Here is an 18,360-nt window from a genome sequence, read left to right on the forward strand (position 1 = left end):
GGCAGGGGAAGCAATGTCCGCTGAGTCCCGGAAGGTGCTGGCGCTGGACATCGGAGGCACGAAGCTGGCGGTCGGCGTCCTCACCGCGGACGGCGTCGTGCACGCGTTCCTCGTCGAGCCGACGCTCAAGGAGGAGGGCCACCACAGGGTCATCGCGCGGCTGTTCGACATGGGCCATCGGGCGATCGCGAGCGCCGGACCCGGCGGCATGGCCGCCATCGGCATCAGCTCAGGAGGACCGCTGGATCCTGCGACCGGGATCGTGATGGCGCCCCTGAACCTGCCGGACTGGATCGATGTCCCCATCTCCGACCTCGCCCGGGCCGAGTTCGGGCTGCCGGCGGTTCTCGTCAACGATGCGACCGCGGGCATGCTGGCAGAGCATCGCTACGGCGCCGCGCGCGGTGCACAGATCGCCCTGTACCTCACGATCTCGACCGGGGTGGGGGGAGGAGCGGTGATCCACGGCCGCCTGCACCGTGGAGCGGCCGGCAACGGCGGCGAGTTCGGCCACGTCACGGTGCGCCCCGGCGGCCGCCGCTGCACGTGCGGTCGATCCGGATGCCTGGAGGCCTACGCGTCCGGCACCTCGATCGCCGCGCGTGCCCGTGAAGCCCTCGCCACCGACACGTCGGGTTCCCGCTTGGCCGACGTGCCGGCACCGACGGCCGAGGACGTGCTGGCCGCAGCCGAGGCCGGGGACCCGCTGGCGGTGCAGCTGTGGACCGAGACGACGGACGTCATCGGCCAGGCCGTCACCGACCTCGTCAACACGTTCGAGCCCGAAGTCGTCGTGCTGGGCGGCGGGGTCACCCGGGCCGGGGCCGCACTGATCGATCCGGTGCGCGCGACGGTGGCCCGGACGGCGATGCCCCTGGCTGCCGCGGCCGTGCGGATCGAGTTCGCACAACTGGGCGAAGCGGTGTGCGTGGTGGGCGCCGCCGCAAGAGCATTCGAGGACCTCGAGGAGTACAGCCTTGTCCGCTGACCGTACCGAGTGGATGCAGCTTCAGCTGCGCGATCACGAAGAGGTGGCCGCCGCGATGGGCGAACTCCTGCCCCGCCTCCGCGGCGTCGGAGAGCTGCTGATCGACGCGTACCGCGGCGCCGGCATCCTGTACACCTTCGGCAACGGCGGCAGTGCGGCGGATGCGCAGCATCTCACCGGCGAGATCATCGGCCACTACAAGCGCGACCGGCGGCCTCTGCCGGCCGTCACCCTCTCGACCGATGCGACGACCATGACCTGCATCGCGAACGACTACTCGTACGACGACGTCTTCTCGCGGCAGGTGCAGGCGCTCGCCCGGCCGGGCGACGTCGTGGCCGCCTTCACGACGAGCGGCCGCAGCGCCAACATCGTCGGCGCTCTGCGGGCCGCGAAGGCGAAGGGCGCGACCACGGTGCTGTTCGGCGGCGGCGACGGCGGACCGTCGAAGGAGTTCGCCGATGTCGCCCTCCTGGTGCCGTCGACGACGACCCCCCGCATCCAGGAGATGCACACCTTCATGCTCCACGTCATCTCCGAGATGGTCGACGCGTGGGTCGACGGCGACGGAGAGTACCCGTGAGCGACGCGCCGCTCGCGAACGCGCCGTCCGGCACCCAGCCGCAGGATCTCGCGCCGGCAGCGCGGCCGGCGGCATCCCCGGATCGCACGATCCACATGATCGGCAACGCCCACCTCGACCCGGTGTGGCTCTGGCCCTGGCAGGAGGGCTACCAGGAGGCGCGGGCGACCTTCTGGTCGGCCATCCACCGCATGGACGAGTACCCCGACTTCGTCTTCACGTGCGATCAGATCGTGCTGCTGTCCTGGGTCGAGGAATCGGACCCCGAGCTGTTCGCCCGCATCCGGGAGCGCGTCGCCGAAGGTCGTTGGGTCAACGCCGGCGGATGGTGGGTCGAGCCGGACTGCAACATGCCGATGGGGGAGTCCTTCGCCCGGCAGGGACTCTACGGCCAGCGCTACCTGCAGTCCCGTTTCGGGCGGATGGCGCAGGTCGGCATGAACGTCGACCCCTTCGGTCACAACGTCATGATCCCGCAGGTCCTTCGTCAGCAGCGGATGGATTCCTACCTGTTCATGCGGCCCGGTCCCCAGGAGTCCGACTTCGACGACACGCTGTTCTGGTGGGAGTCGCCGGACGGCAGCCGAGTGCTGGCGTACCGCATCCCGTTCGAATACGGCAGCCCGCCCGGGGACATCGTCGAACAGACCGAGAAGTCGCTCGCCGCCCTCGACCGCAGCCTCGGCGCGATGATGGTCTTCTACGGCGTCGGCAACCACGGCGGCGGCCCGACCAGGGCCAACATCGAGTCCATCCACCGGTACGACCGCATGGGCTCGTTCGGGAGGATGAAGATGTCGTCTCCGCGCGAGTACTTCGACGAGATGCTGGCCCGGGGGCCGCGCTTCCTCGACGGGCTCACGGTGCGCCGTGAAGACCTGCAGCATCACGCGCCCGGCTGCTACTCGGCGCACTCCGGCATCAAGGCGTGGCAGCGGCGCGCTCAGTTCGCGCTGCTGTCGGCCGAGCGATGGGCGGCGGTCACCGCCCTGCGCGAGGGCATCGACTACCCGCGGGACGACCTCGAGCGCGCCTGGAAGCAGGTGCTGTTCAACCAGTTCCACGACATCCTCCCCGGCTCGGCGATCGAGTCCGGCTACGACGATGCCCGCGATCAGCTCGGGGAGGCCACCTCGATCGCCAAGCGCATCATCACGCGCGCGCACAACGTGCTCGCTCGGCAGATCGACATCCCGATCGAGGTGGGCACCCACCCGATCGTCGTCTTCAACCCCCACCCCTGGGAAGTCAGGGCCGAGGTCGACCTGCACTACGGCATGCAGCCCAAAGGCGTGCACATGACCGATGCCGAGGGGCGTGCCGTCGTCACTCAGCTGAGCCAGTCCACGGCGACCACCGATGACCGCAGCCGCGGCGCCATCGTCTTCCGGGCCGAGGTCCCGCCGTTCGGCTACCGGCTGTACCGCCTGCATTCGGGCGCCCCGGCCGAGGCTCCGGCAGCTGCGCCGCTGACGGTCACCGAGTCGCTGCTCGAGAACGACCACCTGCGCATCGAGCTGGATCCTCGCACCGGGTGGATCTCCTCGCTCGTGCACAAGGCCTCCGGCGCCGACCTGCTGGCGGGCACGTCAGCGCAGCCGCACACGCAGATCTGCGAGGACCCGACCGACACCTGGGGTCACCGGGTCATCTCGTACGCGTGGGCGGGTGCGGAGATGAGCCTGGACCGGATACTCGTGCGCGAGACCGGGCCGCTGCGTTCCCGGGTCCGGATCGAGCGCAGCTGGGGAGCCTCGACCCTGATCGAGGAGCTCGTGCTCCCGCACGACGGTCAGGCCCTCCGGGTGAACGTCACCCTCGACTGGCGCGAGAAGACCCACCTGCTGAAGCTGCGCTTCCCGACGGGCCTGGACTCTCCCACCGCCACCTACGAGGTGCCGTACGGCGTGATCGAGCGGCCGGTCGACGGTGCCGAGGAGCCCGCGCAGGCGTGGGTCGACCTCACGGGCACGATCGCGGGCCGACCCGCGGGGCTGACGGTCATCGCGAACAGCAAGCACGGCTGGGACGCCTCGCCCGGCGACGCGGCGAGCATCGGACTGACCGCCGTGCGCAGCCCGGTGTACTCGTGGCACGACTCGCGCCTGCTCGACCCGGACGGCATCTACAGCTACCAGGACCAGGGCATTCAGCGCTTCAGCTACGAGCTGGTGCCGCACGGCGGCGACTACCGCGCCGCGCAGCCGGAGCGCCGGGCGATCGAACTGGGCTCGCCCGTCCGGGCCATGTTCGAGTCGTTCCATCCGGGCACTCTGCCCAGCAGCATGACCTTCGCCGATGACGGCGGCGCGGGCGTGATGGTGACGGCCATCAAGGGCAGCGAGGATCCGGGCACGGAAGAGGACAGCGCCGACCTGATCGTGCGCGCCGTCGAGACGCGGGGAGAGCAGACGGATGCCGTCATCCGGCTGCCGCTGCTCGACCGGGTGATCGAGGCCCACTTCACTCCGTACCGGGTGCGCACCTTCCGGGTGCCCCGGAGCGGACCCATCGAGGAGCTCGACCTGCTGGAACTCCCGCTCGAAGACGGCACCGGTCCTGCCGAGCGTCAGCCCTCGACGCGGTAGCGGTGCTCGGGCCGGCCGGTCGAGCCGTATCGCAGCGTCACCTCCACCGCTCCGCGGGTGGCCAGCGATGCCAGGTGGCGCTGGGCCGTTGCCCGCGAGATGCCCGCGCGCGTCGCGATGTCGCTCGCGGAGGCCTCGCCCTCGCGCAGCAGTTCGACGATGAGCCGCTCCGTCGTCGAGCGCGAGACCGGCGCGGCGCCGGACTCCCGGGCGTAGAGCACGCGCTGTGCGCGTTCGATCGCGTCCTGATCGAGCCGTCGATCCTCGGGGGCCAGATTGCGGAAGCGACGATAGGCGTCCAGCCGCTCGCCCAGCATCCCCGGTTCGAACGGCTTGATCAGGTAGTCCAATGCGCCGGCGCGCAGGGCTCGGCGCACGGTGGCGCCATCCGATGCGGCGCTGATGACGAAGGCGTCGACGGCCAGTTCGGCGACGAAACCGATCCCGTCGCCGTCGGGCAGATAGACGTCGCACACGACGAGATCGGGATGCCGGTCGCGCACCGCGGCGCGGGCCTCGCGCACTCCGCGCACGGGCTCGAGGGCGGCGAAACCCGGCCGTGCGGCGATGATGTCGCGGTGCAGCCCGCCGACGTGGAAGTCGTCGTCCACCACGAGCACGTGGATCAGGTTGCTCATGAATCCTCCCTCTCGTCCGGCGCGGTCGTACGTGCCCGCATCACGCCGGGAAGGCGCGCGCAGAAGACGGCGCCGCCGGCCTCTCCGCCGGCGTCCGCGAGCCACACGTCCCCGCCGAGCCGGCGCGCCACCTCCCGGGCGAGGGGCAGGCCGATGCCGCGGCCGTGCACGGCATCCTCATCCAGGTCGGTCGCGGGCCTGGCGCCGAACAGCGAGCGCTCGTCGGCGACACCCTTCCCGGAATCCGCCACGGTCAGCACCAGTGTGTCGGCATCGTCGAGCAGCTCGACCACGACCCAGCGCGGCTCGTCCCCGCCCACCGCCGCGGCGACGGCGTTGTCGATGAGGTTGCCGGCGACCGTGGCGACATCCTCGGCGAGGCCGACCGTGCCCCGCACGAGCGAATCACCGCTCACGCTCAGTCGGACGCCCCGCTCGCCGGCGCGCAGGGCTTTGGATTCGACGAACGACGCGAGGAACGGTTCGGACACGTGCTCGTGCAGCGGTATCGCCGAGTCCTCCCGTGAGGCCTCGAGCACTTCGTCCAGGTAGTCCCGCGCGTCGGGGACCCGCCCCGCGTCGATGAGTCCGGCCGTGACGTGCAGCCGGTTCGCGAATTCGTGCCGCTGCACGCGCAGCGCGTCTGTCATCGCCGAGACGGTCTCCAGGCGATCGGTGAGCGCGACGACGTCGGTGCGGTCGCGGATCACGGCGATCATGCCGAGATCGCGGTCGGCGCGCGAGACCGGCCGGGTGTCGATGTAGATCACGTTCCGGCCGACCGACAGCGGCTCCGCGGCATCCGATCGTCCGCCGTTCGCCGGAGCGGAGTCGCCCAGTGCATGCCGCACCGCCGAAGGCAGGTCGAGGTCGCGGATGCGGCGACCGACGAGATCGGGCGTGCCGAGCAGACGAGCGGCTGTCGTGTTCGCGACGGTGACCACGCCGTCGGGACCCGAGGCGAGCACGCCGTCGCCCACGCCGTCGAGCACCGCGGCCTGGTTCTGCACGAGCGTGGACAGCTCCTCCGGCTGCAGGCCGAGGGTCAGCCGTTCGAGGCGCCGCCGGAGCACGAGAGACACGATCCCACCCAGCGCGACCGCCACGAGCGCCGCCAGCGCCACGCCGCCGAGCAGCAGCGGAAGCTCGGTGAACACGCTCGCCGGGGCGAACCCCACGCTCACCTCGCCGACGGGCTCGTCCGACACCGGATCGCGCACCGGCACCTTGGCGCGAGCGGATTCGCCGAGAGTGCCCGCCTCCCAGGCGACGGTCTCGCGTCCGGCGAGCGCATCGGCGAAGCCCGTGCTCACGACCTTCCCGAGCAGTTCCGGGTCGGGGTGGGCGAGCCGGATGCCGTGGTCGTCGGTGATGACGATGAACAGGGCGCCCGTGTTCTGCTCGGCTCCCGCCGCGAGCGCGGCGAGCGGCCCGTCGCGCAGGTCGGCGTTGCGCGGAGTGCCGGGCTGACCCGAGATGCGCGCCACGCCCGCGCGCACATCAGCGTCGGCGGCGACCGTGCGGGCGATCGACAGCGCCGAGCTCTCCGCCTCCGCACGCAGCTGCTGGACGCCGATCCAGACGAACACTCCGGTGCAGACGGCGACGACCGCAGTCACGCACGCGAGCTGCAGCAGCAGCATCTGCGTCGAGAACCGCACGTCCGCCTCCTCGCGGCGCACTGAGCGAAATGCGCAGAACTCACGATATGCGCAATACGTGCATCAACGCGAGATACCGGCCGGCGCCCCTGCCGCCCGGCTAGCTTCGTGCGAACGTCATCCGCCCCCGCGGTGACCGCCGAGCGGCATCCGTCGTCCTCGGCTGCACGATCTCAGACAAAGGAGTCGATGTGCTCGTCATCCTCGGATTCACCATGATCCTGACCTTCATGGTGCTCATCATGACCAGGCGCCTGACGCCGATGGTCGCCCTGATCCTCGTGCCGACGATCTTCGGTCTTTTCGCCGGCGCGGGCCTCGGCCTGGGCGACATGATCATCGAGTCGATCGGCGACCTCGCCCCCACTGCGGCGCTGCTGATGTTCGCGATCATGTTCTTCGGCATCATGATCGACGTCGGCCTGTTCGACCCGCTGATCCGCTTCATCACCCGGTTCCTCGGCAATGACCCGGCCAAGGTCGTGCTCGGCACCGCGATCCTGGCCGGCGCGGTCTCGCTCGACGGCGACGGCTCGACGACATTCATCATCACGACCTCGGCGATGCTGCCCATCTACCTGCGCCTCGGCATGAGCCCGGTGGTCCTGACGTGCGTCGCGGGCCTCATGAACGGCACGCTCAACATCGTGCCGTGGGGCGGACCCACCGTGCGTGCTGCGTCGGCGCTCGGGGTGTCTCCGACCGACATCTTCGTGCCGATGCTGCCCTCGCTGGCCACGGGCCTGGTGATCGCCCTCGTCTTCGCGTGGACGCTCGGCCTGGCCGAGCGCAAGCGCATCGGGTCGCTGGAGTACTCGCCGGCCAACATCCAGATGGATGCCGCTCCCGCCGGGCAGCCCGCGTTCTGGCGCCGTGTCTTCGGCGGCAACCGCGTCGTGCAGGGCACGGCCGTCAAGCCCGGTGCCGCTGCGACGCTGTCCACCACGGGACTGGTGACGGTGCGGCCGGGCCAGCGGATGCCGGTCGCTCAGGCGACCCTCGCCGAGCAGAAGGTGCTCGAAGCCGAGGATCTGGACACGATGATGGCCGACACGATGCTGAGCGCCGACCGCCCGACGCTGCGGCCGAAGCTCATCTGGGTGAATCTCGCGCTGACCCTGGCGGTCATGGTGCTGCTGGTGATGGACATCATGCCGCTCGCGTACATCTTCATGGTGGGAACCGCTCTGGCGCTCGTCATCAACTTCCCCAAGCTGCGCAGCCAGGCCGACGAGATCGTCGCGCACGCGCCCAGCATCGTCGGCGTCGTCTCGATGGTGCTCGCCGCCGGCGTCCTGGTCGGAGTGCTCAACGGCACCGGCATGGTGACTGCGATGGCCGACTGGGTGGTGCAGGTCGTTCCGGCCTCGATGGGTCAGTACCTGGCCGTGATCACCGGGGTGCTGTCGATCCCGATGACGTTCTTCATGTCCAACGACGCGTTCTACTTCGGCATCCTGCCGGTGCTCGCCGAGAGCGCCGCGACCTACGGCATCGCGCCGGTCGAGATGGCGCGTGCCTCGATCACTGGACAGCCCGTGCACCTGCAGAGCCCGCTCGTTCCGGCGATTCTGCTGCTGGTGTCCCTCGCCGGGGTCAACCTCGGCGACCACCACAAGAAGGTGCTGTGGCGTGCGTGCGTCGTGTCGCTGGTCATGCTGCTGGTGGGTGTGCTCGTCGGAGCGATCCCCTTCGGCTGATGCCGCCAGATCGGGCCGGGGTTCATCCGAACCCCGGCCCGACTCGTGCGTGCGTCAGGCGGGGGTGCGCACGAACGAGAAGGTCGTGCGCCGGCGCAGCGTGAAGCCGAGGCGTTCGTACAGGGCGATCGCGCCGACATTCGTCGCCGCGGCATGCAGGAGGGCGCGGTCGCCGCGCTGCTGGATGTGGAACACGGCATCCAGGACGAGGCGCGAAGCCAGCCCCTGTCCGCGGTACTGCACGTCCGTCGCGACGGCGCTGATCTCGGTCCACCCCTCGGGGTGCAGTCGTTCGCCGGCCATCGCGATGAGCTTCCCGTCGCGGCGGAAGCCGATGTAGCGCCCGAGCTCGTGGGTGCGCGGGCGGAACGGGCCGGGCTCGTTGCGCTCGACGAGGGCGAGCATCTCGGGCACGTCCGCGACGCCGAGGACGATCGCCTCGTCGTCCGGCCGCGGGCTCAGAGCTTCGGTCTGCACGAGCTGCACTCCCTCCCCGCGGCCGAGGATCTCCCAGCCTTCGGGGGGCAGCTCATCCGTGGCGGACAGGCCGATCTCCGCACCGGGGCCGACGAGCTCGACCAGCGCGTCCCAGACGCGCGGCTCGTCCCAGGTGCGCACGGCGACGAACGGCGCCACGTCGGACGGATAGCGACGGACGAGGTCGTCGCCGATCGCGAACGACGCATGCGGCCCGGCGAGGGAATGCCAGGCCGGGTTGTCCAGGACGGCGGCATCCTGATGCGTCGAAACGGTCTGGCTCATAGGGATTCCTTCGGAGGATGTCTCGGTGTGTGCTGCCACGTCCCTCACCCGAACCGCCGGCGGGCGCCCGCTGTTCCCGTGCAGGCGAGGATTGCAGCCTCAGACGGGTGTGACCCGCAACCACACGAACCGGTGCGGCTCGAGGGCGAGTCCGTGTCGCAGGTCGCGTTCCTCGCCGGAGACGACGTCGCGCGCGGCCGTTGCGAAGCCGCTGAGGGTGACCGGGTCGATCAGCGCGAGGTCGTCGCCCACGTTCGCGAGCACGAGGATCACGGCATCCGGCCCCGGTCGCTGATAGCCCAGCACCCACCGGTGCTTCGCGTCGAAGCCGATCAGCTCGCCGCCGGCGAGCTCCGGGGTCATCTGGCGCGCCCGGATCAGCGCGGTCAGTCCGCGGTACACGCGGCCCGCATCGGTGGCGGCATCCATCCGCTGTTCGTAGCGGTCGACGGGTCGTACCGGACGGTGCACCCAGCGGCTGTCGCCGGCGGTGGCCTCGTCGTCGACGTAGGAGTAGTCGTTGAGCTGCGCGACCTCGTCGCCGAGATACAGCAGCGGTATCCCGCCGGTCGACATCGCGATCGCGTGCGCGAGCAGCACGCGGTCCACGCCGCCGGCATCGCCCGCCTCGACACCGGCGAGCGATGCCGTCGTGCCGGTGATGCGCGCGTCCCCCGTCTTCGGGTTCTCCTGGAAGGGGACGCCCCGGGCGAAGCTGCCGGGGAACCGTCCGACGTAGAAGTCGTTGAGGAACCGGCGGTGCGAGTAGCCGTCGATGCCGAATTCCGCGGCATCCTCGTCGGCGAAGGTCCAGCCGATGTCGTCGTGGCTGCGGACGTAGTTGACCCATGAGGTTCCCGCCGGCAGGGCGTGGCGGCGCTCGAGCGCCTGCTGCAGCAGGCGCGGGTCGCGCGTCGCCAATGCCTCCCAGGTGAGCGCCATCTGCAGCGGGTTGTAGGAGAGCTGGCACTCCTCGAGCGAGATGTACTCGATCACCTCGTCGGGGTGGACGATCGCCTCGGACTTGAACAGCAGGCTCGGAGCGGCCATCCGAAGCACGGCGTTGAACGCGCGCAGCAGCAGGTGGGCCTCGGGCAGGGATTCGGATGCCGTGCCGAGCCGCTTCCAGATGAAGGCGACGGCATCCATTCGCAGGATCTCCACGCCCTGGTTCGCCAGGAACAGCATCTCGCCGGCCATCGCGCGGAAGACGGACGGGTTCGCGTAGTTCAGGTCCCACTGGAAGTGGTAGAAGCTCGCCCAGATCCACCGCCCGTCCGGCAGCTGGACGAAGGATCCCGGGTGGTCGTCGGGGAAGATCTCGCGCACGGTCTTCTCGTACGCATCGGGCATTTCGCGGTCGGGGAAGATCAGGTAGAAGTCCTCGTAGCCCGGTTCGCCCGCGACAGCCTTGCGGGCCCACTCGTGCTCATTGCTCGTGTGATTGAAGATGAAGTCCACGACGAGCGAGATGCCGGCCAGCCGGAGGTCGGCGGCGAGTGCGGCGAGATCGTCCATCGTGCCGAGCGACGGGTTCACCCGCCGGTAGCTCGAGACCGCGTAGCCGCCGTCGGAGTTGCCCTCGGGGCTTTCGAACAGCGGCATGAGGTGCAGGTAGGTCAGGCCGAGTTCTTCGAAGTACGGGATGCTGTCGCGCACGCCCCGCAGATCGCCCGCGAACCTGTCGACGTAGCAGACGCCGCCGAGCATCTGGTTGGACAGGTACCAGTCCGGGGTCTGCTCGCGCAGATCGTCTCGCGCACGCAGCTCCAGCGGTCGCCGGTTCCACGATGCCGCGGCGTCGGTCACGACCGCCGCCAGCTGGTCCAGTCCGTCCGGGCGCTGGCCGTAGAGCTCGACGAAGAGCGGATGCAGCGTCGGGAAGTGCTCCGCGAAGCGCCGGGCGAACGGACCGTCGAAGGCGCCCACCGACTCCGTCGCGATGCGCCTGACCTCTTCGATGTCGCGCGCCCACTCCGCGGTCAGTCTCGGCATGCCACTCCCTCGTGCTCGCTCCTGCCGGTTTCACAATACGGTCTCGAGCAAGGGCTGACAGACTGTTGCGGACGCGACCAGGAGGTTCAGATGAGACTCGTCCAGGTGGCGCTGCGCGCCGAAGACCTCGATCGTGCGGCGGACTTCTACACGGTGCTGACGAAGCAGCCGCCCACTGCCCGGTTCGACGCCGCCGGTCTGCTGTTCTTCGACCTGGACGGCGTGCGCCTTCTGCTGGAGCGCGGTGCCCCGGCGTCCCTGCTCTACCTGCACGTCGACAACGTGCACGACGAGCTGGATCGCCTCGACGGGCTCGTGGAGGTCGTGTCGAAGCCGCACCTGATCTTCACCCACGAGGACGATGCCCTCGGCGCTGAGGGGCACGAGGAGTGGCACGCGTTCATCCGCGATTCGGAAGGCAACACGGTCGGTCTCGTCGCTTTTCAGCGGCACTGAGAGTCGTCGGTCCTCCCGCTGCGACAATGTCATTCGCCGTACGCGAACTCTTGGCACTCTCGGTGGTCGAGTGCTAATCTGGACGTAGTTGAGCCGAGTCGGCTCAACTCTCAGAACACCCGCCGGAGAGCATCCGGCTTCACGAAAAGGAGAGGACTCATGGCCACCTACGACCCGTTCCGTGAACTCGACCGCTTCGCGTCGACGCTCTTCGATCCGCGTCGCGGCCCCCGTCGCATGCCGATGGACCTGTACCGCGACGGCGATCACTACGTGCTGACCGCCGACCTGCCGGGCATCGACCCGGGCTCGGTGGACATCGACGTCGATGGTCAGCTGCTGACGATCCGCGCCGAGCGCACCCTCACCGGGGGCGACGGCGTCAAGTGGATCACGCGTGAGCGCGAGGCCGCGAGCTTCCTGCGCCAGCTCAACCTCGGACAGGGCATCGACACCGAGCGCATCGCGGCGAACTACAGCAACGGCGTGCTCAGCGTCACCATCCCGGTGAGCGAGAAGGCGAAGCCGCGCAAGATCGAGGTCGCGACCGACGGCAGCTCGCCGGTGATCCAGGCGCACGAGAACGCCGACGCGCCGCAGCCGGTCGAGCAGTAACGCCTGACAGGCGGAAGCCCCGGTCGTGGTGACCGGGGCTTCCGTCGTTCTGGGGGGGACGCGCGCCGCGGGCGTAGCCTGGAGCGTGTGAGCGCCTACGTCTCGGCGTTCGAGCTGTTCTCCATCGGAGTAGGACCCTCGAGCTCCCACACGGTCGGACCCATGCGGGCGGCCCGTGATTTCGCGATCCGCCTGCGCGGGCAGGGACTGCTCGACCGCGTCGTGAGGGTCACCTGCACGCTGTACGGATCCCTCGGGGCGACCGGCATCGGCCACGGGACTCCGGACGCGGTGGTCGCGGGCCTGCAGGGGCTCTCGCCCGAGACGGTGGATCCTGCGGTGGTGCGCAGCGCCTGGACCGAGTGGCGCGCCGGTGCACCGCTGCAGCTGGACGGCACCCAGCCGGTCGCCTTCTCCAAGTCCGACGTCGTCTTCGCGGCCCGCGTGCGGCTCCCGGCGCACCCGAACGCGATGACCCTCGAAGCGTGGAGCGTGCCATCGGCCGCGCCTGTCGAGGGGACGGATGCCGCCGCCTCGCGGCTCGCGGCGGCCGGCATCCGCTCGACGGGCTCGCCCGCGCCCAGGGCGGATCAGGTCCTCCCGCCCGACGATGCCGGTCTCGTGCTGCGTGAGACGTACTACTCCATCGGGGGCGGATTCATCCGCCGGGAGGGTGAGGCGCCGCGCGTGGCTGCGCACGCGTATCCGCTCGCGTTCGACAGCGCCGAGGGGCTGCTGGAGCTGTGCGACGAGCGCGGCATCACGATCGCCGAAGCCGCCCGGATCAACGAGTCGGCTCTGCGCAGCGACGAGGAGGTCGCCGAGGGGCTCGACAGCATCTGGAATGCCATGTCGGCCTGCGTCGAGGCCGGGCTGCGGGCCGACGGGGTTCTTCCGGGCATGCTGCAGGTCAAGCGGCGGGCGGGCGCGATCCGTGCGCAGCTCGAAGAGGCCGAGGCGGGCGGGCACCGGGAGCTTCCGGGGGAGTGGCTCGGCGCGTTCGCGCTCGCCGTGAACGAGGAGAACGCTGCGGGCGGCCGGGTCGTCACCGCTCCCACGAACGGTGCGGCCGGCATCCTTCCCGCCGTCGCGATGTACTGGTGGCGCTTCCTCGCCGACTCGGGGCTCGGCGCGGGCAATGCCGTCACCCCGTACGGCGAGCTGGTCGGCAGCGCGCTGCTGGGCTTCGCCGGGCGTCAGCAGCTCGGACCGATCGTGCCCGACGTCATCGACGAGGAGCTCATCGCCGACGCGAACCGGCGCCGCGGCATCCGTCGATTCCTGCTCACCGCGACCGCGCTGGGCTCGCTGTTCAAGGCGAACGCGTCGATCTCGGGGGCGGAGGGAGGCTGCCAGGCCGAGGTCGGCTCGGCGTGCGCGATGGCAGCGGGCGGGCTGACGGCGGTGATGGGCGGGACGAACCGCCAGATCGAGAACGCGGCCGAGATCGCCATGGAGCATCACCTCGGCCTCACGTGCGACCCGGTCGGCGGGCTCGTGCAGATCCCGTGCATCGAGCGCAACGCGATCGCGGCCTCGACGGCGGTGACCGCGGCCCGGCTGGCCCTGCGCGGCGACGGCTCGCACTACGTGTCGCTCGACGCCGTGGTCGAGACGATGCGCCAGACGGGCATCGACATGTCGCACAAGTACAAGGAGACCAGCGAGGGCGGCCTCGCGGTCAACGTCATCGAGTGCTGAGCGGTTGCGCTGCGGGCGCGTTCGGTTGGCTCAAACCGGCGGGACACCTGGGGTGAGCCGACAGAATGAGCCAACTGACCTCGCGGCCCGCTGCATCAGTTGGCGCAATTTGTCGCGTGCAGACGGCCTGGCGACGAGATGCGACAAGTGAAGCCGGTGGATGCTGCGCCGCAGTGCCCGGATTCATCCAGGCCGGGATCATGGCCGCCAGCCGGCGCGGAGCAGTGCCTGCCGGACCTGCTCCACCGCCGGCGCGGCATGCGGATACAGGTGACGCGACGTGAGGCGGAGCACGGTGCAACCTGCCGCCGTCGCCGCGGCATGCTTCTCGATGTCCCGGTTCCACTGCGCGCGATCCGTGCGGTGGTGGTCTCCCTCGTACTCGAGCAGCAGCCGAAACGCCGGGTATGCGAACTCGGTGTACCCGATGAACTCTCCGCGTAATCCGACGACGTCGTAATCGAGCACCGCGTCCGGAAGTCCGGCACGGATGAGAGCGAGCCGCAGGTCTGTTTCTGCCGACGATGCACCTCCCACTCGAATCTGCGGCAGCGCTTCGCGCAGCTTCGCCGCGCCGACGCGGCGTCCGGCGTTGAGTGCAGCCTCGAGCCGGCCGAGGGTCGTGCGCCCGCTTCCCGCAGGCGCACGCGAGCCATCGGATCTGCGCGGCTCGTGCACGAGCGCGTCGCCGACGACGATCAGTTCATCCACGGTCAGTTCCTGCGCGAGCTGGGTCCAGAGGGTTGCCGGGCTCACCACCCGAAGACCGTCGTACTCCTGCACGACGGTGAGCGCTTCGGAGAGCTGGCGCCCGTTCACACCCGAGGCGCGAGATGCGCGGTGCGGCGGCAGCACCGCCGTATCGAGTGGACGAGGGCTGTCGCGGTCGAGCGCGAGGCCTTCCCGCCTGCTCAGGCGGGCGTGCGCATCCGGGTTCACGCATCGGAGCGGCAAGGGGACGCCCCACACCACGCCCGCCGTCACGCCGCGGAAGAACATGTGCGGCGGACAAACCCGTGCGAACGCTCGGGCACGCGCAGCCAGTACCGCACGGTGAAACCGGGCGGCGACGGCCACGGCGCTGGCGTCGGCCGCGATCTCGCCCTCCGCCGCGGTCATCGCTGCTGAGGTGACCTCCCTGCGGAGCCGGACGCCGTGAAACGGCGCATCGAGATCTGAGTTGCGCATGCGGCGCTCGGACAGCCCCGCATCCGCACCCTCGCGAACCGAGAAGCTCTCGCTCAGTGGATGCGGCAGGGAACGAGGTCGTGGTGGCATGTCCCATCGTGACGGGGCGGTGCAGACCGCGGCCGCCGTCCGGAGGCGAAGGTGGAATTCCCGAGGGGTGGATGCGCCGGGGAGGAGCCGATGCTCCGCTTCAGTTGGCCGGAATCGCCGGGTCCGGCGCACCGATGCGACGACCTCGGCCAAGTATCAGTTCAGTACCGAGCCGTTCGTTGGCCGCATCCGTCGCGTTGGAGCCTGTACCCGCCGCGATGCGCCAACTGAGGCGCCACCGGGCGCTCGGCAAGCGGCAGACGGCGCGGGATGCCGGCGCCCCGGCATCCGCCCAGGTCTAGGCTGACCGCATGCCCGAGTACGCCGTGCCGACGCCCAAGCGGCGGCCGGGCCGGCCGAAAGCCGGCGAGTCCAACGCGCAGGAGCGCATCATCGCCGCCGCCGTCGACGAGTTCGGCGAGCAGGGGTACGACGGCGCCACCATGCGGGGGATCGCCGCCCGCGCGGGCGTGGACTCCGCGCTGGTGCACCATTACTTCGGCACCAAGGCCGACCTGTTCGCCCAGACGATCGACGCGCCGATGCGCCCGGACCTGGACATCCCGGCACTGCTCGAGGGCCCGCAGGACGTCCTCGGCGAGCGCATCGTCCGCTACGTCCTCGAGGCGTGGGAGCGCCCCGAGACACGCAAGCGCGGGGTGGTGCTGCTGCGCTCGGGCATCGGCAATCGGCTCACCACGCCGCTCCTGTCGGCCTTCCTGCAGCGCGAGCTCGTCGGCCGTGTCGCGACCCGCATCGATGCGCCGGATGCCGCCCTGCGTGCGTCGCTGGTGGCCAGCCAGATCGCCGGAGTGCTGATCGCGCGCTACGTGCTGCAACTGCCCGCGCTGGCCTCCGCGAGCGTCGACGAGATCGTCGCCCAGGTGGGCCCGACCGTGCAGCGGTACCTGACCGGATGACTCTGCCTGCGGGGCGGAGAGGAGATGACGCATGACCTTCCAGGCCTACCTCGACAACATCGAGGACAAGACCGGGGTGACCCCGCGCGAGTTCATCGAGCTGGCCGCAGCCAAGGGATTCGGCCCCGGAACCAAGTCCGGCGAGATCGTCGCGTGGCTCGCCGAGGACTACGGGTTGGGCCGCGGGCATGCGATGGCGCTCGTCCACGTCATCACCAAGGGCGACAAGATCGATGCGAAGCACGTGAACTCCGGCACCGCGCACAGCGATCCCTCCGACACGCTGTGGCTCGACGGCAAGGCGACAAAGCCCGCCGGCTGACGCCTGAGTCTTGACGCGCGGACTCCCCGCGCGGATAATTCATCGCGTGATGAATAAATCGGAGCCACGGGCTCTCGCCTTGACCAATGCAGTCGAGGTGCGCGGCCTCCGGGTGCAGCGGGGCAGGAACGTCGTGTTCGGCGGGCTCGACCTCGACATCCCGCGGGGTCAGATCACCGGGCTGATGGGTCCTTCGGGATGCGGCAAGACCACCCTGATGCGCTCGATCGTCGGGGTGCAGCGGGTCGCCGGCGGCACCGTCAGCGTGCTCGGCGAACCGGCAGGCTCTGCGCTGCAGCGGCACCGTGTGGCGTACGACACCCAGGCGGCCTCGGTCTACGGAGACCTCACGATCCACCAGAACCTCGCATACTTCGCCCGCCTGATCGGCGCACCGCGCACCGACATCGACCGGGTGATCCGCGAGGTGGGCCTGGTGGACCGCGGCCATCAGACGGTGGCCTCGCTCAGCGGCGGTCAGGAGAGCCGGGTGTCCTTGGCCGTCGCGATGCTGGGCTCACCGGCGCTCATGGTGCTGGACGAGCCGACCGTGGGCCTGGACCCCGTGCTGCGAGCCGAGCTGTGGGCGGTCTTCCGCGCGCTCGCCGACCGCGGCACCACGATCATCGTCAGCAGTCACGTGATGGACGAGGCGCTGCGCTGCGATCGCCTGCTGCTCATGCGGGCCGGGCGCATCATCGCCGACACGACCCCGGATGGGCTGCTCGCCGAAACGGGGGCGGTGGATCCGGATGCCGCATTCCTCACTCTCATCGAGCGGGATGCGAACAGCCACCCGGCCTCCGACGACCCGGCGACCGGCGGGGAGCCGGGGGCACGGCATCCACTGTCCCGACGGGCGCGGCGCGAGAGCGGGGAGGGCAAGAGGTGAACGGCACGCGCACCTTCTCCACGGCCGGCCGTGTGCTGCGCCAGCTCAGCCACGACCCGCGCTCGATCGCCCTCATGCTCATCGCCCCCAGCCTGCTCGTCGGCCTGTTCGCGTGGCTGTTCAGCGACCAGGAAGGCGTGTTCGACCAGTTCGGCGGCGCGATCCTGGCGCTGTTCCCCTTCATCGTGATGTTCCTGATCACCTCGATCACCACGCTGCGCGAGCGGCGTTCCGGCACCCTCGAGCGGCTCATGACGACACCGCTGGGCAAGGCCGACTTCATCCTCGGCTACGCGCTCGCCTTCGCTCTGATGGCGACCCTTCAGGCGGTGATCACCGTGACCTTCGCGGTGCTGGTGTGCGGGCTCGATGTCGAGGGCCCGATCTGGCAGCTCGGGCTGGTCGCGGTGGTCGATGCGATCCTCGGCTCGGCGCTCGGGCTGCTGGCGAGCGCCTTCGCCCGCACCGAGTTCCAGGCGGTGCAGTTCATGCCGCTCATCGTGTTCCCGCAGATCCTGCTCGGCGGGCTGTTCATGCCGCGCGAGGAGATGCCCGACGCGCTGTACGCGATCTCGAACTGGCTGCCGCTGAGCTACGCGATCGATGCGGTGAACGCAGTGCAGGCCGGGGACGAAGGGTGGGATCTCGTGCGACCGCTGCTGATCGTGACCGCCTTCGCGGTCGGATCGCTCATCGTGGCCGCACTGACCCTGCGCCGGCGCACCGCGTGAGATCTCAGCAGCTCTCCTGCGTCTTGCGGAGTTTGGCGGTCAGGTCGCGCAGCTGAGCGAGTTCGGCATCGTCGAGGGTCGACATGCGCTCGGCGATCGACCGGCCGTGCGTCGAGGCGACCCGGCGGAAGGTCGCTGCGCCGTCCGGGGTGGCGCGCACGAGCGAGCCGCGGCCGTCCTCCGGGTCGGGACACTTCGAGATGAGCCCGCGTACGGCCATGCGGTCGACGAGCCGCGAGACGCTCGGCTGGCTGATGAGCATGTTGGCGGTCACATCGCGCAGGCGCGCGGTCATGCCCTCGCCGCGGGTGACGGTCAGCAGCACGTCGTACTCGGCCTGGGTCAGCGTGGTCTCGTCGAAGTCGCACGCGATCTCTTCGAACACCTCGTGCTGCGCACGGAAGAGACTCTCCCAGGCGTCGATCGCCAGTCGCCGGTCGGACATGGCACCACTGTAAAGGAAGCGCGGGACAGTTCCCACTGACGCCGCCGCGCGGATCCGCGCCGCGCGGCCTCGACCCCTAGGCTGG

17 protein-coding genes are annotated in these 18,360 nt (G+C 70.1%); 11 read left to right on the forward strand and 6 right to left on the reverse strand.

What is annotated here, in order from left to right; all coding sequences use genetic code 11:
* Positions 1 to 13 precede the first annotated feature (13 nt).
* The 3 genes from RWQ91_RS09015 to RWQ91_RS09025 are packed head-to-tail and all read left to right on the forward strand — an operon-like array spanning position 14 to position 4,159.
* Positions 14 to 988, forward strand: a complete 975-nt coding sequence (locus RWQ91_RS09015) for an ROK family protein (protein WP_314505045.1) — start codon at positions 14 to 16, stop codon at positions 986 to 988.
* On the forward strand, positions 978 to 1,571 hold the full coding sequence (locus tag RWQ91_RS09020) for an SIS domain-containing protein (RefSeq protein WP_314505050.1): 594 nt from the start codon (positions 978 to 980) through the stop codon (positions 1,569 to 1,571). The genes RWQ91_RS09015 and RWQ91_RS09020 overlap by 11 nt, the downstream gene beginning before the upstream one ends.
* Positions 1,568 to 4,159 (forward strand): glycoside hydrolase family 38 C-terminal domain-containing protein, encoded by a 2,592-nt coding sequence (locus RWQ91_RS09025; RefSeq protein WP_314505052.1) that lies wholly within the window; start codon positions 1,568 to 1,570, stop codon positions 4,157 to 4,159. The genes RWQ91_RS09020 and RWQ91_RS09025 overlap by 4 nt, the downstream gene beginning before the upstream one ends.
* Here the strand turns inward: RWQ91_RS09025 and RWQ91_RS09030 are convergent.
* Together RWQ91_RS09030 and RWQ91_RS09035 are read right to left on the reverse strand one after the other, a co-directional pair.
* Entirely contained in the window at positions 4,141 to 4,797 is a 657-nt protein-coding gene (locus tag RWQ91_RS09030) for a response regulator (RefSeq protein WP_314505055.1), read from the reverse strand. The two genes, RWQ91_RS09025 and RWQ91_RS09030, sit on opposite strands and share 19 nt — an antisense overlap.
* Positions 4,794 to 6,458, reverse strand: coding sequence for a sensor histidine kinase (locus RWQ91_RS09035; protein WP_314505059.1), 1,665 nt, complete (start codon positions 6,456 to 6,458; stop codon positions 4,794 to 4,796). The genes RWQ91_RS09030 and RWQ91_RS09035 overlap by 4 nt, the downstream gene beginning before the upstream one ends.
* Before the next feature lie 215 nt (positions 6,459 to 6,673).
* Between RWQ91_RS09035 and RWQ91_RS09040 the strand changes: the two genes are divergently transcribed.
* Complete coding sequence (locus RWQ91_RS09040) at positions 6,674 to 8,158, forward strand: SLC13 family permease (protein ID WP_314505478.1); 1,485 nt, start codon at positions 6,674 to 6,676, stop codon at positions 8,156 to 8,158.
* Positions 8,159 to 8,212: 54 nt separating this feature from the next.
* Here the strand turns inward: RWQ91_RS09040 and RWQ91_RS09045 are convergent, their stop codons facing one another.
* Both RWQ91_RS09045 and RWQ91_RS09050 read right to left on the reverse strand, forming a co-directional pair.
* Positions 8,213 to 8,920, reverse strand: coding sequence for a GNAT family N-acetyltransferase (locus RWQ91_RS09045; protein ID WP_314505062.1), 708 nt, complete (start codon positions 8,918 to 8,920; stop codon positions 8,213 to 8,215).
* Between the two features lie 99 nt (positions 8,921 to 9,019).
* Positions 9,020 to 10,915 (reverse strand): amylosucrase, encoded by a 1,896-nt coding sequence (locus RWQ91_RS09050; protein WP_314505065.1) that lies wholly within the window; start codon positions 10,913 to 10,915, stop codon positions 9,020 to 9,022.
* 90 nt (positions 10,916 to 11,005) lie between these two features.
* Here RWQ91_RS09050 and RWQ91_RS09055 point away from each other — a divergent pair, with 90 nt between their 5' ends.
* The 3 genes from RWQ91_RS09055 to RWQ91_RS09065 all read left to right on the forward strand — a co-directional run bounded on the left by RWQ91_RS09055 (position 11,006) and on the right by RWQ91_RS09065 (position 13,687).
* Positions 11,006 to 11,371, forward strand: a complete 366-nt coding sequence (locus RWQ91_RS09055) for a methylmalonyl-CoA epimerase (RefSeq protein WP_314505068.1) — start codon at positions 11,006 to 11,008, stop codon at positions 11,369 to 11,371.
* Positions 11,372 to 11,530: 159 nt separating this feature from the next.
* A complete protein-coding gene (locus RWQ91_RS09060; RefSeq protein ID WP_314505071.1) occupies positions 11,531 to 11,986 on the forward strand; it encodes an Hsp20/alpha crystallin family protein in 456 nt (151 codons plus the stop codon).
* 87 nt (positions 11,987 to 12,073) lie between these two features.
* Positions 12,074 to 13,687: an L-serine ammonia-lyase, iron-sulfur-dependent, subunit alpha gene (locus RWQ91_RS09065; protein ID WP_314505072.1), complete on the forward strand. Its 1,614-nt coding sequence runs from the start codon at positions 12,074 to 12,076 to the stop codon at positions 13,685 to 13,687.
* A gap of 198 nt (positions 13,688 to 13,885) precedes the next feature.
* Here the strand turns inward: RWQ91_RS09065 and RWQ91_RS09070 are convergent, their stop codons facing one another.
* Positions 13,886 to 14,875 carry a hypothetical protein gene (locus tag RWQ91_RS09070; RefSeq protein ID WP_314505075.1) on the reverse strand — a complete coding sequence of 330 codons (990 nt, stop codon included), beginning with the start codon at positions 14,873 to 14,875 and terminating at the stop codon, positions 13,886 to 13,888.
* Between the two features lie 401 nt (positions 14,876 to 15,276).
* Here RWQ91_RS09070 and RWQ91_RS09075 point away from each other — a divergent pair, with 401 nt between their 5' ends.
* The 4 genes from RWQ91_RS09075 to RWQ91_RS09090 are packed head-to-tail and all read left to right on the forward strand — an operon-like array spanning position 15,277 to position 17,830.
* The gene (locus RWQ91_RS09075) at positions 15,277 to 15,885 is read left to right on the forward strand and encodes a TetR family transcriptional regulator (protein ID WP_314505076.1); all 609 of its coding nucleotides are present in this window, start codon (positions 15,277 to 15,279) and stop codon (positions 15,883 to 15,885) included.
* A 31-nt stretch (positions 15,886 to 15,916) separates the two neighbouring features.
* Positions 15,917 to 16,207: a DUF4287 domain-containing protein gene (locus tag RWQ91_RS09080; RefSeq protein ID WP_314505080.1), complete on the forward strand. Its 291-nt coding sequence runs from the start codon at positions 15,917 to 15,919 to the stop codon at positions 16,205 to 16,207.
* Positions 16,208 to 16,256: 49 nt separating this feature from the next.
* A complete protein-coding gene (locus tag RWQ91_RS09085) occupies positions 16,257 to 17,099 on the forward strand; it encodes an ABC transporter ATP-binding protein (protein ID WP_314505481.1) in 843 nt (280 codons plus the stop codon).
* On the forward strand, positions 17,096 to 17,830 hold the full coding sequence (locus RWQ91_RS09090) for an ABC transporter permease (protein ID WP_314505082.1): 735 nt from the start codon (positions 17,096 to 17,098) through the stop codon (positions 17,828 to 17,830). Before RWQ91_RS09085 ends, RWQ91_RS09090 begins: the two co-directional genes overlap by 4 nt.
* A gap of 4 nt (positions 17,831 to 17,834) precedes the next feature.
* On the opposite strand, the gene RWQ91_RS09095 is transcribed toward RWQ91_RS09090, so the two are convergent.
* Positions 17,835 to 18,275: a MarR family transcriptional regulator gene (locus RWQ91_RS09095; protein ID WP_314505085.1), complete on the reverse strand. Its 441-nt coding sequence runs from the start codon at positions 18,273 to 18,275 to the stop codon at positions 17,835 to 17,837.
* Between the last annotated feature and the right edge of the window lie 85 nt (positions 18,276 to 18,360).

It is taken from the genome of uncultured Microbacterium sp. (genome assembly GCF_963524805.1).
In the GTDB taxonomy this organism is placed as follows: Bacteria; Actinomycetota; Actinomycetes; order Actinomycetales; family Microbacteriaceae; genus Microbacterium.